Annotated in this window: 16 protein-coding genes and 1 tRNA gene; 13 read left to right on the forward strand and 4 right to left on the reverse strand. The window is 51.8% G+C overall.

Features of this window, described 5'->3' with window-relative positions; genetic code table 11:
- Positions 1 to 39 precede the first annotated feature (39 nt).
- Positions 40 to 642, reverse strand: a complete 603-nt coding sequence (locus RIC05_RS12480) for a recombinase family protein (RefSeq protein ID WP_350048485.1) — start codon at positions 640 to 642, stop codon at positions 40 to 42.
- A gap of 335 nt (positions 643 to 977) precedes the next feature.
- Here RIC05_RS12480 and RIC05_RS12485 point away from each other — a divergent pair, with 335 nt between their 5' ends.
- On the forward strand, positions 978 to 1,505 hold the full coding sequence (locus tag RIC05_RS12485; protein WP_350048483.1) for a hypothetical protein: 528 nt from the start codon (positions 978 to 980) through the stop codon (positions 1,503 to 1,505).
- Positions 1,506 to 1,508: 3 nt separating this feature from the next.
- Here RIC05_RS12485 and RIC05_RS12490 read toward each other — a convergent pair whose 3' ends face one another.
- Complete coding sequence (locus RIC05_RS12490) at positions 1,509 to 2,540, reverse strand: hypothetical protein (protein WP_350048481.1); 1,032 nt, start codon at positions 2,538 to 2,540, stop codon at positions 1,509 to 1,511.
- 330 nt (positions 2,541 to 2,870) lie between these two features.
- Here RIC05_RS12490 and RIC05_RS12495 point away from each other — a divergent pair, with 330 nt between their 5' ends.
- On the forward strand, positions 2,871 to 3,452 hold the full coding sequence (locus tag RIC05_RS12495) for a hypothetical protein (protein WP_350048479.1): 582 nt from the start codon (positions 2,871 to 2,873) through the stop codon (positions 3,450 to 3,452).
- Between the two features lie 33 nt (positions 3,453 to 3,485).
- Here RIC05_RS12495 and RIC05_RS12500 read toward each other — a convergent pair whose 3' ends face one another.
- A complete protein-coding gene (locus tag RIC05_RS12500; protein WP_350048477.1) occupies positions 3,486 to 4,163 on the reverse strand; it encodes a hypothetical protein in 678 nt (225 codons plus the stop codon).
- Positions 4,164 to 4,435: 272 nt separating this feature from the next.
- Between RIC05_RS12500 and RIC05_RS12505 the strand changes: the two genes are divergently transcribed.
- From RIC05_RS12505 to RIC05_RS12535, 7 genes are all read left to right on the forward strand, one after another.
- Complete coding sequence (locus tag RIC05_RS12505; RefSeq protein ID WP_350048475.1) at positions 4,436 to 4,645, forward strand: hypothetical protein; 210 nt, start codon at positions 4,436 to 4,438, stop codon at positions 4,643 to 4,645.
- A 70-nt stretch (positions 4,646 to 4,715) separates the two neighbouring features.
- Positions 4,716 to 5,039 carry a hypothetical protein gene (locus RIC05_RS12510; protein WP_350048473.1) on the forward strand — a complete coding sequence of 108 codons (324 nt, stop codon included), beginning with the start codon at positions 4,716 to 4,718 and terminating at the stop codon, positions 5,037 to 5,039.
- 3 nt (positions 5,040 to 5,042) lie between these two features.
- Complete coding sequence (locus RIC05_RS12515) at positions 5,043 to 6,650, forward strand: type IV secretory system conjugative DNA transfer family protein (protein WP_350048471.1); 1,608 nt, start codon at positions 5,043 to 5,045, stop codon at positions 6,648 to 6,650.
- Positions 6,647 to 6,949 (forward strand): hypothetical protein, encoded by a 303-nt coding sequence (locus tag RIC05_RS12520; RefSeq protein ID WP_350048469.1) that lies wholly within the window; start codon positions 6,647 to 6,649, stop codon positions 6,947 to 6,949. Before RIC05_RS12515 ends, RIC05_RS12520 begins: the two co-directional genes overlap by 4 nt.
- A 16-nt stretch (positions 6,950 to 6,965) precedes the next feature.
- Entirely contained in the window at positions 6,966 to 7,277 is a 312-nt protein-coding gene (locus RIC05_RS12525; protein WP_350048467.1) for a hypothetical protein, read from the forward strand.
- Positions 7,278 to 7,406: 129 nt separating this feature from the next.
- Positions 7,407 to 7,787 carry a hypothetical protein gene (locus RIC05_RS12530; RefSeq protein WP_350048465.1) on the forward strand — a complete coding sequence of 127 codons (381 nt, stop codon included), beginning with the start codon at positions 7,407 to 7,409 and terminating at the stop codon, positions 7,785 to 7,787.
- The gene (locus RIC05_RS12535; protein ID WP_350048463.1) at positions 7,780 to 9,342 is read left to right on the forward strand and encodes a recombinase family protein; all 1,563 of its coding nucleotides are present in this window, start codon (positions 7,780 to 7,782) and stop codon (positions 9,340 to 9,342) included. Before RIC05_RS12530 ends, RIC05_RS12535 begins: the two co-directional genes overlap by 8 nt.
- On the opposite strand, the gene RIC05_RS12540 is transcribed toward RIC05_RS12535, so the two are convergent.
- A tRNA-Leu gene (locus tag RIC05_RS12540) sits at positions 9,302 to 9,387 on the reverse strand. The two genes, RIC05_RS12535 and RIC05_RS12540, sit on opposite strands and share 41 nt — an antisense overlap.
- A 215-nt stretch (positions 9,388 to 9,602) precedes the next feature.
- On the opposite strand from RIC05_RS12540, the gene RIC05_RS12545 reads away from it, so the two are divergent.
- The 4 genes from RIC05_RS12545 (at position 9,603) to RIC05_RS12560 (ending at position 14,216) form a co-directional block, all read left to right on the forward strand.
- Complete coding sequence (locus RIC05_RS12545) at positions 9,603 to 10,190, forward strand: YqaA family protein (protein WP_350042881.1); 588 nt, start codon at positions 9,603 to 9,605, stop codon at positions 10,188 to 10,190.
- 43 nt (positions 10,191 to 10,233) lie between these two features.
- The gene (locus tag RIC05_RS12550; RefSeq protein ID WP_350048461.1) at positions 10,234 to 10,746 is read left to right on the forward strand and encodes a disulfide bond formation protein B; all 513 of its coding nucleotides are present in this window, start codon (positions 10,234 to 10,236) and stop codon (positions 10,744 to 10,746) included.
- A 256-nt stretch (positions 10,747 to 11,002) separates the two neighbouring features.
- Entirely contained in the window at positions 11,003 to 11,890 is an 888-nt protein-coding gene (locus RIC05_RS12555) for a helix-turn-helix domain-containing protein (RefSeq protein ID WP_350048459.1), read from the forward strand.
- Positions 11,891 to 12,038: 148 nt separating this feature from the next.
- Positions 12,039 to 14,216: a TonB-dependent siderophore receptor gene (locus RIC05_RS12560; protein WP_350048457.1), complete on the forward strand. Its 2,178-nt coding sequence runs from the start codon at positions 12,039 to 12,041 to the stop codon at positions 14,214 to 14,216.
- The last annotated feature ends 54 nt before the right edge of the window (positions 14,217 to 14,270 follow it).

Genomic DNA, 14,270 nt, shown 5'->3' on the forward strand with positions numbered 1-14,270 from the left:
AATGAAACCGCTCCGGATCACTGTTTCGCCTTGGTTCCATCAAGCCGCCTTTAACCCCTCCCGCTCAAACGCTCGCTCTACCGTTTTCGGGTGGATGTCGAACAGGTTGGCGATTTGTTCCATGTCTTTATGTCCCTGCATGATCTGGCGATGCGCCTCGGCGACATCGTCTGGTGTGAGTGCCCTTGGCCGCCCCAAAGTCACACCGCGCTGCCTTGCGGCATCAATTCCGGCACAGGTATTCTCGACGATGATTTCGCGTTGGAATTCGGCCATGGCGCTGAAAATGTGGAACACCAGTTTGCCGCCCGGCGTGGTCGTGTTGATCCCTTCGGAAAGGGAGACGAAATGCACGCCTTCGTGCTCAAATCGTACCAGTAAATCAGCCAAATGCAGTACAGAGCGTCCCAGCCGATCCAGCTTGAATACCACGACACTATCGCCGGAGGAGAGCCCCTCCAGCATTGCATCAAGGCCGGGGCGTGAGCCCTTTGCGCCAGAAACGCCGTGATCCTCGAATATTGCGTCACACCCTGCAGTCTCTAACGCATCGCGCTGCATGCGTAGCTTTTGGTCTTTGGTGCTGACGCGGGCATAGCCGATTTTACGGCCAGGACAGTTTATCAGAGACCAAGCACTCATATCTCACCTCGCTTAAGCGGGACAAAAACGATCCTTTTTGTCTCGCGCCCGAAATATCGCTGTGAGAGCCAACTTGGCAAAAGGCCGAACGCTAGGATCGGCGATAATCTGCTATTTTTCAAGTTGTAATTATATAATCCCATACCAATATCTATTTTAAACAATAATCATCAATTATGTCTATGAAATTAAACAACACAGAATCAATATATAATTTCAATACAAGAGTCTATTATTTACGCAATGTTTCAAAAAACTGGACAAATCTGTCTAAATGGCGTATAAAATACGCATATTTAATACATTTGAGAGTCGGTTATTTAATCGAAAAGACGATGAAGGTTCTAAAAAACATATTTGGAAAAGAAAGCCAGCCGGATAACGGGATGTCCCGCCGCAATGTTTTACGCAGCATGATGGCCGGAGTTGCCGGTATTGCTCTGGCTTCTTTACCGCTTGACCAAGGCGCCGAGGCAGGTGAGGCCAAGGCCGCAACGTCAGAGACGATCACCGATGAACAGGCGCGCGCTATCACGCATAAGCGCCATGAAATGCAGGATTACTCCGAAGACCCGAATTCACGTGGTATAGGCATTTTTATTAATTTGCAGGCCGATACAACAATTGAACAAGGACAGGATTTAGGTGACTGGCTGAAAGGCGCTTTTGCCAGTCGTGACATTCCGGTTGAATACCGCGTTAATCAGTCACGCGGCACCGCGACCGACCTGACCTTCTATGTGAAGGGATATGATTTCACAGTCAATGTGGGGAACCTTAAAACAGAACTTTCGCAGGTGCTCGCGCATCATAGTGATGTATGGTCAACGGAAACACTTGCCCTGAATACGCAACCGCAATAGTCATCAACCCAAATTATTAACAGGCGTCACCGCGCTTAAATCCTGTTCGGTAGAAAGCTCTACCTTGGCATCGGGTTTAACAATGTCTGTTTGTGCGGAGGCAGTTTCAAATTCCTGCCGCATGGGCGGGGCGTTACTACGTAAAGGGTTATCCTCACCCAGCCCGTGGGCTGTAGAGAGAGAACCAGACGGCGCCCCAAACGCATCATCAAAACTCAGCCCTGATAAACCAAAATTACTTGCGTTGTCGTTTTGCTGCGCGGCATTTCCACCAAAATCACTGTTACCACTTGCCGTATCAGCAATTTGTTGCTCTAGCTCATCAAGATTTCGAGACACTGCTGCCACCGCTGCCGCGCCGTCATTTTCAACCACGTCAACGGCAATATTTTCGGCAACCTCACGTGTTTGCCCCTTCATTTCAGTCAATCGTTCTTGCGCGCGCTCACGCTCCGCACTGATCGCATCACGTTCGCTTTGCCTGTCTTTAATTTCATCATCGATGGCATCAATGGCGCTGCCGTCATCAATCTCATTCTGTGTAATCGGTGTTCTGTCGCGTAAAGCGGCATGATCCGGGTTGTTCGGGTCGAATTCACCCGAAGCGATAATATCCCGCAACGTCTCCAGTTCAGAGATTTCTTTGTCCAGAAGTTCAATCTGTGAATCCCACTCTGCGATTTGCGTCTGTAGCAGTGCCATGTAATGCGCATCGGCACGCGCTTTCGCGCTGTCTTGGCGTGTCTGCCTCAAGCGGTCGTCTAAATGCGCAAAATAACCGGACATTATGCGGGCGGGTAGTAGCCCCGCCGCAGCGGCCAGCATCTCATCGTTATCCTCAATCTTTCCAAGCTTGAGCGCGAAATCGCGGAGTTCCTGCGGGCTCAGATCGGCACGAGCGTTATTCTCATCCGCTTCGGCAAATATGATATCACTGTGCAGTACGCTTTCGGACGCTGCGCCAATATACATACTGGCGGGCTCCGCCGAATACGTTTCTCCTGCATGATGCTTGAATTCTTCCGATATACTCATTTGCCCTGTTCAAAGAGCCGATTGCCTGTAACACATATAAGAACTGTTCGTTTAGACTTCGGCCTTTACCCCTTATATTTATTTACATAATACATCAACAACATTAACTTTGTGTAAAATGATTCTGCTTGTTTCTCTGTATGCTTTTATTTTCACACCAACAAATAATACAATAAATGATATAAAACATCGTGAACTTTACGTATCATTTAAGACAAATTCGAAATACTTACAGATGGTTACAGTTTTCTATTAATGTTATTGGATAGTATTCGCCATTTATTAAGGTTTTTACTTCATTATTAAATAATTGAGCTTATGGGGGCACATATGGATAATGTCGTAGATATTCAAAATGGAAGAATTATAAAAAGCAGTGGCGCGGGGAATGTTGAATCGCCCATGCGTTTCTGGAAAGGTAGCGCGAGCACCGCAACAAAGCAGAAGCCGGATCAAGATGGTTCATCAAACGTTTCGCTTGGTACCGAAGCCTTGGAGAATTACGGCGGTTTCCAATCTCTTTTAAAGGTCGCGTTGAAACAAAAACCATCGGAACGGGCGAAAAACCTCCGTTTTTTAGCGCGAATATTTATATATTATCCCCTTCGGGATTTCATATTCAAAAAAATCGGAAATGCACAAGTAAAGCGCCTTGTGAGCCTTTCCCTGAAACTCAATCGCCCGGATTTTCGAATAGATATTACGCAAAGCCACGACCACCGCATATCGGTGTGCTTGGATTCATTGGAGTTTTCAAAGGGCGGCGCGACCTCTATGGAGATACTTTCCGGGATATTGCCCGGTCATGATCCCTATCTCGCGCTCACGCCGTTCGATATGAGAGATACGATGAAGCGCTTGATTCATCTATCCAAACTGACCGATATCGGCGTGCTCGGCCCGGCGGAATAGCGACCACCGTTCATGGTGGTTTTCTTACCCTCCTTATTCCAAAAACGTCAAATCCTCAAAGGGCGCAAGCGCCGGATTTAGCTCCGGCATGCGGCGTGTGAGTGGCTGTTGCTCAAGGCTGCGGATGATTTGAGCATGGAGCATTCGCACAGTGCGCGGGCTTTCGTCCGTAAAATCCGGCGTGTCGTCTCGAAGTCGGCGCGTGGCCTCGCAGGCTTCGCCGACCACTTGCGTATGGGCGAGGCGCAGGCGGAACAGTGTGAGTTTCCCGACATTCCGTTCGCCCCCGATCCCCAGCACAGCATAGAGCCCGTGAATTAGGTCGATGTGGTAAAGCAGGATATCGTCATAATCCGCGCCCATGCCCAGTGTGCGAACGGGGCAAGACTTGCACTGGCGCGCTTGACGGCGACCCTGCTGATAGTTCGTGTAGCAAGAACGATTAAAATAGCACCGCGCCAAACAGCCATAGACCGTGGCCTGTACAATCATTTCCAATTTCGGATCGAGCGAGGTGCGCAGGAAACGCGCTTCACGCCAATGGTCAAATCGCTCTTCGAAAAGACGGAACCGCAACGCTAAAATGATAGATCGACAAGTCTTCGCGCTAACGCCCGTAGCGTGTGCGATATCGGCAATCGGCTCAGCGCAGCAAAAACCCTGCATGATGCGCCCTAGCGTCTCGTCATCGATCTTGGCAAAGGGGATCAACCTTAACGTCACCGGATTCCACCTGTTTTGCTCTGCATTTAGCCATTTGCCGCTTTCACATATAATTCAACGGATTACCGTCTTCGCGCAATCGCTTTTCTTCCAATTCCGCGTAGTTTAGCCCGAAACCTATTGCAGGCCGTTGACCGATGGGGCATCTCATTAAGACCCCCTTCAAGAAAACCTCCTTTCAAAAAACCGATAGTGATTTTGCGCGGGAATCCGTCTCGTGCTGATCGCTGAAGAGCAACGGCTATCGAAAGGAGAACATTATGCATATCGGTACAAACTCCAAGAATACGAAGCTCACGCGCCCGGTGGCGATGTGGAAGCGTTTGCTTGCAGGCTTTGTAGGTATTATTGCGCTACTCGTCGCGCTGGGCGCACTTATGGACGGTGAGGGCTGGGTGACGCTCATACCGCTTGCTTTTGGCATCGGCAGTCTCATCTTCGCTTCGAATAAGTACGAGACCATCGGCTAGTGAGCTGTTTCCTTCGCCCTCGGCGCTTCTGCGTCGGGGGCGTTTCTGCCTCTATATAAGGGAGATATCTATGATGACCCCCAATCACTTTAATCCCACGAACGCTCATGCTGGAGGCGATGGCCGTCCGCCGGGGCAGAACTTGCTGTGCATTTGCCTCGCGCTGCTCGCAGCCGTTCTTGGAACGCCATATGTGTTTCACTATGTTGGTCCGTTCATTGAGCGGCTGGTCTATGAGGCCTATGGCTGGCGGGAATTGGCGAGCTTCATGTATGCCGCCAGTTTCTTACTGACAAGTCTCGTGATTTTCGCAATTAGCCGCATGACACTTTGGTATGCAATCACGGCTATTGTCACCTTTGGCGCACTGCGCTTCGCCAGTCTTGCGGTGTAAGTTATGAGTGCATCGTTCGGGCATCATTCAGATCAGCCCTTCGGCTCTGCTCGGTGGGCTGAGCCGAAGGAGATCGCGCGGGCAGGTTTGTTTGACCGTCAGCCGCATTCGCTGCTGGTCGGGTTTTTCCAAGGCCGCGCGCTTTGGTATTCCGACATGGGCGGCGCAGCCTGTTTCGCAGGGCCTAGAAGCGGCAAAGGAGCCGGACTAATAATCCAGAATTGCTGCTGGGGTATCCATAGCCCTTCCATGCTGGTTTTGGATGTGAAGGGCGAGATTGCCGCCGTGACGCGCGATCAAACGCCCGACCGTAAATTCTGTCTTTATTGGAACCCGCAAGGACTGCACGGCATTCCGGGCGATACGATAAATCCGCTCGATCATATTCGCAAAGACAGCCCGACGTTGATTTCCGACACCAAAGTGTTCGTTGAGAACGCACTGCCGGAAAGTGGCAGCCCACAGGGGCGGTTCTTTGAGGGGCGAGGCAAGGAGATTATCGAAGCGCTTTCGATAACGCTCACCCTTCGCGATGGTGTCCTGACCTATCCGGCTCTCTACCGCGCAATCAATCAGTTGGTGATCGGCGGCGATGTATGGCTCGATATTGCATTTGAAATGCAGGAAACCGGAATTGAGTTCGTCCAACGTGTCGAAGAGGAAATAGCCTCGGCGCGCGATGATAGTTCCGGCGGTTTCAAAGGTATCATCGGAGAGATTACTCGCGCCTTTTCCTGCCTGTCCGACCCTGATTTGATGACTTCTGTCTCACCGCCCTTTACAGCCTCCATGGCGCAGATGTGCGAGAGTGATCAGACCTATCAATTTTACCTCATGCCGCCCGGCGGCATGGTTGAAGCGTGGGCGCCTGTCCTCAAATCCTTCTTCGTTAATGCGCGCACCTACAAGGCGCGCGCGCCCGCCGCGCCGCGTCAGACATGGGTGCTGGATGAAATTGGGAATTTGGGCTCGTTTCCCTTGGCGCTGAAACTGTTTACCCGCGATGCAGGACTTGGTATTCGGCCTTGGGGGTTCTGGCAAAGCACCGAACAAATGAAGGCGCTTGCGCCCGGTGCTGAAAAGATCATTCCTGCCTCGGCAGCGCTGCAAAATTGGTTCGGCATCCGCGATGATGACACCGCTATCGCCCTGTCGCGGCGTATGGGGAACGAAACCCTGCGCTATGTCGACGAACAGCGCCGTGAGACCGCTCGCCATGCCAAGCGTAAGGCCGTGCAATCTATGTTTGCGGGGCAAGACCCGTTCAAAGCCGCCTTTGATGCGCAGCATCAGACACGGATTAGCAACATTCCTGCTCTCAAACAGCGCGCTTTGATGACGCAGGACGAGGTTCTCGGCCTTCCGCCCGGCAAGCAGATTATTTTTGCCGATCAGCTTGCCCATCCCATTTTGGCGGATCGCTTTCCCTATTATGAATTGCCATTTATGGCCGGGCGCTATCACCCGAACCCTTTCTTTCCGCCGGATACTCATGTGCAAATCATGACCCCGCGCGGCGCAGCGTGGCGACCTGTGATCACAGAGCCCGTGCCACGCTCTTTCGCGCACTACCCGCAATATCGAGCCGGAACATGGAGCCGCATCGGATGACCAACTTTGCCAAGTCGATATCAACCACGCCAATCGAGGCAACTTCGCCGCGCCAAAGTTTCAACGAGGTGAAGCGCGCGGACGCCGAGGTGATAGAGCCGCGCAACTCGGAGATGATTGCAAAGGAGCAACCAAAACCGACCTTGCATCCATCGCCCGCTCTCTCCTTCGGCTCTGATGGCGTGGTCTTCAATGCCGCGTGGGAGCGCGAACAACGACGCGCTGCCTTCATCCGCGAACGTACCGACCCCGAAAGCGGCGGGCGCGTCCGCGTTCTAAATCGGGATTTTAACCGCTGAGAAAAGGAGCGAAATCATGACGCAAGAAAAAAACAATTCGAAACGTCCCGCCGATGTGCTGCCTGACGGCAACCTTAAGGCATCTATCTGGCGCAACGAGGGTGATAAGGGGGCATACTATGCCACTGAACTTGCCCGCACCTATAAGGATGCTGACGGCAATCTTCACGATACCCACAGTTTCGTGGGGGCGGATTTACTCAGGGTTTCGGAGCTTGCCCGCAAGGCATACGACCGCACATCGGAACTTCGTCGTGAAGAATTTCGTCAACAGCGCGCTGCCCGCAAGGATGGGCACAACCGCGACCGTGATCGCAAAGATCGATAACAAAATTAACAACCCCCTCTTGCATTAAAATTGCGATTCCCGTATAAGTTGTTCACTGTTTGTTCTTGTGCAGTTCACGGAAAGGGGGCGCGGAACGAAGATTAACATTCGAAGAGAAGGAGGTGCCCCATGGCTCCGCAAAAGCACAAGATCGAGTTCAACGCCAAGACTAGCGGTACTGAGCCGCTTGTCCCTAAACGCAATTCGGTAGAATTCGATGCGTTGGAGTTCATGCACTTCCTTGAAGAAACGGATTGGACGGACGAGGAAAAGGCCGAATACATCGCACTGGTTTGGAACATCATCTGCGAGTTCGTTGCGCTGGGGTTTGGTGTTCATCCCATCCAGCAAGCGCAAGAAGACTGTGGAAAACGTACCCCTTCCAGCACGCAACCGCCTTTGGCAGCGGCGGCTGTGGTAAACTCTTCTCATGGCAATTTGATTGAAAAATTTGTGCGTCTGAACGGAGTAGAATCCCTCTCGGACGGGGAAGGAGTCAGTGATGGATAAGTCGCAAAAAGCCCTGATTTATTGCCGTGTATCGGGCAAAAAGCAAACCAAGGACGGTTCCGGCCTCGACAGTCAGGAATACCGCTGTCGCCAATATGCCGAGGCCAAGGGATACACGGTCGAAGCCGTGTTCCCTGACGACGTCTCAGGCGGCGGTGATTTCATAAAGCGCCCCGGCATGGTGGCGCTGCTCGCCTATATGGATGCGCGTTCCAGTGATCGTTTCGTGGTGATATTCGACGACCTTAAACGCTATGCGCGGGACGTGGAGTTCCACCTCAAGCTCCGCCGTATCATGAGTGAGCGCGGCGCAGTGCGTGAATGTCTCAACTTCAATTTCGAGGATACGCCGGAAGGAAAATTCAACGAGATCATCTCTGCCGCCGCCGGAGAGCTTGAGCGCGAACAAATGGGACGCCAGAACAAGCAAAAGGCCATGGCGAGACTTGAACAGGGTTACGCCATACGCTCGGTGCCGCCTGTCGGCCTCAAATACGTTTCCGCGAAAGGGGGCGGTAAAGTTCTGGTGCACGATGAACCTGTTGCTTCCATCGTCCGTGAAGCCCTCGAAGGTTTCGCATCAGGACGTTTTGCCTCTCAGGCGGAAATCATTCGCTATCTTGAATCCGAACCTCATTTTCCAAAAGATTTACCCTATGGCCGTATTCGCCAGATGACGGTCAAGCGAATGCTCACGCAAATCCTCTACGGTGGCTATGTCGCCATGCCCAGCTGGGGTATCTCCATGCGAGAGGCCAAACATGAGGGCATTGTCAGCAAGGAAACCTTCTGGCGTATTCAAGGCCGCCTCAAGGGACGGCCTGTGATGCCTGCACGCAAGAATATGAGTGAGGATTTTCCATTGCGCGGTGGCGCGATTTCCTGCGCGTGCTGCGGCTATGCTCTGACGGGCGGATGGAGCACAGGCAAATACAAGAAATATCCTTATTATTTCTGTCATCACCTAGGTTGTTCCGAGCGCGGAAAAACGATCCCTGTGGCGAAACTGCATGGGCGGTTCGAAGAACTGCTCAAATCTCTCCAACCAACGCGCCAATTTTTGGGCATGGCAAAGGTAATGTTTACCAAGGCATGGGAAGCTCAGGCTGCGGGGTTGTCGGAGGCAGCTAAAACTTACAGCAATAAAGCGCACGAATTGGAAGTCGAAATCGGTAAGGTGGTTGACCGAATGATGGAGGTTTCTAATTCTCGTGCCTTGAAAGCCTTTGAGGATCGCATAGAAATCTTGGAGCGCGAGAAGCTGATAGTGCTGGGAAAAGCGGCAAAAAAGCCCGAACCAACACGCCCGTTCGGCGAGATGTTTGAACTCTCAATGCGATTTCTCGCAAACCCTTATGATTGTTGGAAAATAGGGGAGTCTGCCGCACGACATTTAGTCGTCCGACTGGCCTTCGACCAGCGACTTTCCTATACCCGTGAAACGGGCTGTTTGAACTCTAAAAAATCCAATGTTTTCAGGGTTTTAGAGGGTATATCAATGTCGGGAAAGTCGATGGTGCCCCCGGGGAGAATCGAACTCCCACTCACTAAGTGAAACAGATTTTGAGTCTGCCGCGTCTACCAATTCCGCCACAGGGGCAGGCAATTTGGGTGCATTGCGCACCCTCCATCGACGGGCGGGATAATAGCTGTAAATTTCGCGGGGTCAATGGGGGTTTATACAAAAATGTGATCAATCTTAAGATTGCCAACTGCATCATTGCGATTAGCCCTGAAATGCGCTTTGATCTGCCCAGTTTTAAGGCCTTGCGCCAATGATCAATTCACTTACCAACAATACAGGGCGCAATTGCCGTGATCCGCAGTCTTTATGATTGGACCATGAACCTGGCCGGGCATCGTCATGCCGGCTGGGCACTGTTTTTCATTGCAGCAATTGAAAGCTCGGTCTTTCCGATTCCACCCGATATCCTTTTGATCCCCATGATCATTGCCGCCCCGACCAAGGCATGGCGCTATGCGCTGATATGTCTGGTGGGTTCTGTTCTGGGCGGCCTGATTGGATATGGCATCGGGTATTTCCTGTTTGAAACAATCGGGCAACCTGTTCTTCAGCTTTATGGTTATGGGGCGAAGTTTGATCAGTTCCGTGACTATTACAACGAATGGGGCGCATGGGCGGTGTTTATCGCCGGTGTCACGCCGTTCCCATACAAAGTCATCACGATCCTTTCGGGCGTTACCGCCCTTGATCCAACGGTCTTTACACTCGCCTCCATCCTTGCCCGTGGTTTGCGGTTCTTTATCATTGCGGCCCTGATCTGGAAATTTGGGCCGGTCATCCGTGATTTTATCGAAAAACGCCTAGGCCTCGTTTTCACCATATTTATTGTGGTTCTTGTCGGTGGGTTTGCAGCGATCAAACTGATCCCGCATGGTTGACCCGATGCATATATTTAATGGAAGACGACATACGGACCTTGTGATGCTCAAACTGCTGCGCCCCCGTTTCGCCCCTGCCTTGGCACCGATCATTCTGTTGTTGGTTTCAACCGGCAGCATAGGCTTTGCCCTATATGCCCAACATGTCCAAAAACTGCTGCCGTGCATTTTGTGTCTGTATCAACGCACGCCATTTTACAGTGTCGCGGGCTTGTCCGTTCTTGCACTGCTCCTGATCCGCTTCCCGGCGGCTGTGCGCGCGATTGTTTATCTTTGCGCTGTCGTTTTCGCCGTCGGAACGGGCATTGCGATCTATCATGTTGGCGTACAGGAACTTTGGTGGCAGGGACCGGCCATGTGTGGCGGTGTGCAAAGTGGCGCAGGATCGCTGGCCGAGCTTAAAGCGCAACTCCTCGCCCAACCGATTATTCGCTGCGATAAAATCGACTGGAAACTGTTTGGCATCACAATGCCAACGGTCAATGTCTTCTTCTCTGCGGCCTTAACCGTATTCTGCCTGATCGCACCATCGCGCTGGATCAAGAAACAAGCCTGATCCCCGCGCGATAAGAATTCCGAAAAGTGGTTGTAGGAATCCCCTCAGCAAACCCGTCTGACACGTCAGACGGGTTTCTTTGTGTCTGACATCTCTTTTTACGCGAATATATCTTCAGTAAATGCACAATTATTCACATGATAATGAGAATTGTTATTGTTTGCAAAATAATCCCGGTTATATTTGGCCACGGATTCTCCGCCGATACACCAGCCCACACCACCCGCGACAAAGGACATGATCAGGATTGACCGACATGACGTTCCATCCCCAGATGACCAGCAGAATCGAAGGCATTTCCCTTCTTGATGATCTGCGTTTCCGTCGTTGGGACGCAGCCATTACCGATCTTTGGCATGTCGAGTGTGAAGAACAAGCTGGCGGCACATATGTATCGCGCGCGCCGCTTCTGGTATCGATCCTGGAATGCATAGGCAATACAGAAGCACAAGTCCGCACAACGCGTCACAACATCGGCACGCGTTATCAAAAGCAAGGCTGCCTTTACTATATTCCTGCCGGAATGGAGATCTCTTCGGAATTTATCGGCAAATGTCGCTTACGCCATCTAGATCTTCATCTTGATGTAAATGCCCTTGAGAACAGCTTGGGCAGCACAATCGACCGAACCATACTGCAAACACCGCGTATCGGGTTTTGCGACCCGCGTATTATGACGATCACCCGGTTGCTGGCCGAGAACCTTAAAAGTGACTTCCCCGATCCTCAACAATACGGCGAAGGGCTTATCACGGCCCTAACATCGGCATTGTTCCAACCAAACCAAATTGACGAGCCCCAACGCAAGCGCGGCAAACTGGCCCCGCACCATTTGCGTAAATCTGTCGATTACATTGAACAGAATTGCGGTCGAACCATCCGGCTTGATGAGCTGGCCCAACTGACCGGGCTGTCACAGTCCTATTTCTGCTCGGCCTTTCGTGAATCAACAGGTATGCCACCGCAAAAATGGCAAATGAAGGCACGGGTAGAACGCGCAAAAGACATGCTTAAAGACAACAGCGCACCGTTGGCATCTGTTGCCCTTCGAACCGGTTTTGCTGATCAGGCCCATTTGACCCGTGTCTTCCGGCGCATCGTTGGCACGACACCTGGCGCATGGCGCAAAGAACAACTGGCCTGAAATTAAACCAAAATCCGTTCAATACGGACAAATCCGGTTCAATATTCCCGCCTCCCGAACGTGGTATCGAATGCCCATCATGAAAGATGGCCAGCCGGTTCCCGCCAAGCAGGTCGTCATCACAGACAACCGACACAGGGAATCCCAAATGCGTTTTACAGGACAGACACTGTCTTCACGACTTTTGCGTGGCACTGCGGTCGCATTGATTTTTGCTGCCCCTAATTTTGCGTTGGCGCAATCACATGATGATGCGACAGCGACCGAAGCAGAAAACACCGAAGCGACCGAAACACCGGCCATCATGATCGAGGCGGATCAGCAATTCGAAACCGCCACCTCACCGGTTCAAGGCTTTGTTGCGACCCAAAGCGGCACCGCGACAAAAACCGATACCCCGATTGTCGAAACACCGCGTTCGATGTCTGTGGTTGGCAAGGACGAAATCGAACTTCGTCAGGCTCAGACCGTTATGGACGCGCTTAAATACTCAGCAGGCATTCAGCCCGATCAGTTTGGCTATGACACACGGTATGACTGGTTCAAGGTCCGTGGCTTTGCCCAACAGGATGTCGGCCTTTACCGGGATGGCTTACAGCTTCGTTCTTCAGGATATGCATCTTTCCGTCAGGAAGCATATGGTGCGGAACGTGTCGAACTGCTGCGCGGCCCAACGTCCGTCATGTATGGGCAGAATGCCCCGGGTGGTTTGGTCAATGTTGTGACGAAACGCCCACATGAAGACATGGTCAATGAAGTTGCGCTTCAGGCCGGAAACTTCGATCACAAACAGGGCGCTTTTGATGTTGGCGGTAAACTGATCGAAGATGGCAGCGTTCTATATCGCCTGACCGGTCTGGTGCAGGATTCGGGCACTCAAACCAACATGGTTGATGATGACCGGGTTTACATTGCACCATCTGTCAAATGGCAGAACGATGATACGTCACTGACCATCCTGACCCATTACCAGCATGACAAAACCGGCTCTGGCAATAACTGGTTGCCAACGGTTGGCTCGATCTATGACGCACCGAATGGTGCAATTCCGGTAGATGTATTTACCGGCGAGCCCTCGTTTGAAGGCTATGAACGCGTTCAGACATCCGTTGGCTATGAATTCAGCCATGACATCAATAACGATCTCACATTCCGTCAGAACGCGCGATATGCGTTCGTCGATGTTGATTACAAAACCGTTTATGGAAACGGTTGGTCCGACGTAAATGCAGGCACTTTGAAACGCAACACGCTGCGCACAGATCAGAATGCCCACACGATCACGATCGACAACCAGCTTGAAACCCGGTTTGACACCGCAAGCATCGGCCACACATTGCTGACCGGTGTTGACTATCAGCATAACATTTACGACCGCTATGCCGCCTATGGCACGGCGTCCGACTTGAATGTCTATAACCCGTCTTATGGTGGAACCATTAACGCTCTGACGACCTGGTATGATGACGATATTACCCTGCGTCAGCTTGGCCTTTATGCTCAGGACCAGATTGATTTCGATGATCATTGGACACTGACCCTTGGCGGGCGTCAGGACTGGTCGGATGAAAAGAAATACAACAATGCCAGCAATGGTGCCGAAAGCAGCACCAACGATCATGCATTCTCGGGGCAGGCTGGTGTCGTCTATAAAACCGAATTTGGTCTTGTACCTTATCTCAGTTATTCGGAATCCTTTACCCCGGTGGCAAGCCAAAGCGGCCAGAACTTTGAACCGGAAACCGGGCAACAGTACGAAATCGGTGCAAAATATGAACCGCTTGGCTTCAATGGCCTGTTCACAGCGGCCCTATATGACTTGCGCCGTCAGAATGTCACCACCACCGATCCCGATGACAGCGCACGCAAAGTTCAAACCGGAGAAGTCCGCTCCCGCGGCATCGAACTCGAAGCAACCGTCGAGCCAATTGCAGGTCTTACCAGTAAAGTCGCATACAGCTTTAACGATGCTGAGGTAACCAAGGACAATGACGGCTATAAGGGGAACGCACCGGTTGGCGTCCCGGAACATACCGCATCGCTTTGGGCTGATTACACCCTTCAAACCGGCACCATGAAGGGCTTTGGCTTTAATGGTGGTGTTCGTTATCTGGGTAAGCAGTATGGCGATCAGTCAAACAGCTTCCAAGTTCCATCAGCGACGCTGTTTGATGCTGGCATTCACTATGAAATTGACAGCTATCTGCTGGCACTGAATGCCACCAACCTTGCCGATGAACGTTGGGTCGCGACATGCTCGGGCTCAAACGCTTGTTACTACGGCCAAGGCCGCACCATCCTTGCCACGGTCAAATACCGCTGGTAATTGGCTTAGCGCGTTTGAGAGCTTCACAGAAAAAGCACTGCCCTTTTGCGGCAG

The sequence above is a fragment of the Thalassospira sp. genome, assembly GCF_040218635.1.
Taxonomy (GTDB): Bacteria; Pseudomonadota; Alphaproteobacteria; order Rhodospirillales; family Thalassospiraceae; genus Thalassospira.

What these genes read in the sequence shown, in the direction of transcription:
- RIC05_RS12480 (WP_350048485.1), bottom strand. Translation starts at nt 642, where the DNA reads ATGAGTGCTTGGTCTCTGATAAACTGTCCTGGCCGTAAAATCGGCTAT.
- RIC05_RS12485 (WP_350048483.1), top strand. Translation starts at nt 978, where the DNA reads ATGAAGGTTCTAAAAAACATATTTGGAAAAGAAAGCCAGCCGGATAAC.
- RIC05_RS12490 (WP_350048481.1), bottom strand. Translation starts at nt 2,540, where the DNA reads ATGAGTATATCGGAAGAATTCAAGCATCATGCAGGAGAAACGTATTCG.
- RIC05_RS12495 (WP_350048479.1), top strand. Translation starts at nt 2,871, where the DNA reads ATGGATAATGTCGTAGATATTCAAAATGGAAGAATTATAAAAAGCAGT.
- RIC05_RS12505 (WP_350048475.1), top strand. Translation starts at nt 4,436, where the DNA reads ATGCATATCGGTACAAACTCCAAGAATACGAAGCTCACGCGCCCGGTG.
- RIC05_RS12510 (WP_350048473.1), top strand. Translation starts at nt 4,716, where the DNA reads ATGATGACCCCCAATCACTTTAATCCCACGAACGCTCATGCTGGAGGC.
- RIC05_RS12515 (WP_350048471.1), top strand. Translation starts at nt 5,043, where the DNA reads ATGAGTGCATCGTTCGGGCATCATTCAGATCAGCCCTTCGGCTCTGCT.
- RIC05_RS12520 (WP_350048469.1), top strand. Translation starts at nt 6,647, where the DNA reads ATGACCAACTTTGCCAAGTCGATATCAACCACGCCAATCGAGGCAACT.
- RIC05_RS12525 (WP_350048467.1), top strand. Translation starts at nt 6,966, where the DNA reads ATGACGCAAGAAAAAAACAATTCGAAACGTCCCGCCGATGTGCTGCCT.
- RIC05_RS12530 (WP_350048465.1), top strand. Translation starts at nt 7,407, where the DNA reads ATGGCTCCGCAAAAGCACAAGATCGAGTTCAACGCCAAGACTAGCGGT.
- RIC05_RS12535 (WP_350048463.1), top strand. Translation starts at nt 7,780, where the DNA reads ATGGATAAGTCGCAAAAAGCCCTGATTTATTGCCGTGTATCGGGCAAA.
- RIC05_RS12550 (WP_350048461.1), top strand. Translation starts at nt 10,234, where the DNA reads ATGCTCAAACTGCTGCGCCCCCGTTTCGCCCCTGCCTTGGCACCGATC.
- RIC05_RS12555 (WP_350048459.1), top strand. Translation starts at nt 11,003, where the DNA reads ATGACGTTCCATCCCCAGATGACCAGCAGAATCGAAGGCATTTCCCTT.
- RIC05_RS12560 (WP_350048457.1), top strand. Translation starts at nt 12,039, where the DNA reads ATGCGTTTTACAGGACAGACACTGTCTTCACGACTTTTGCGTGGCACT.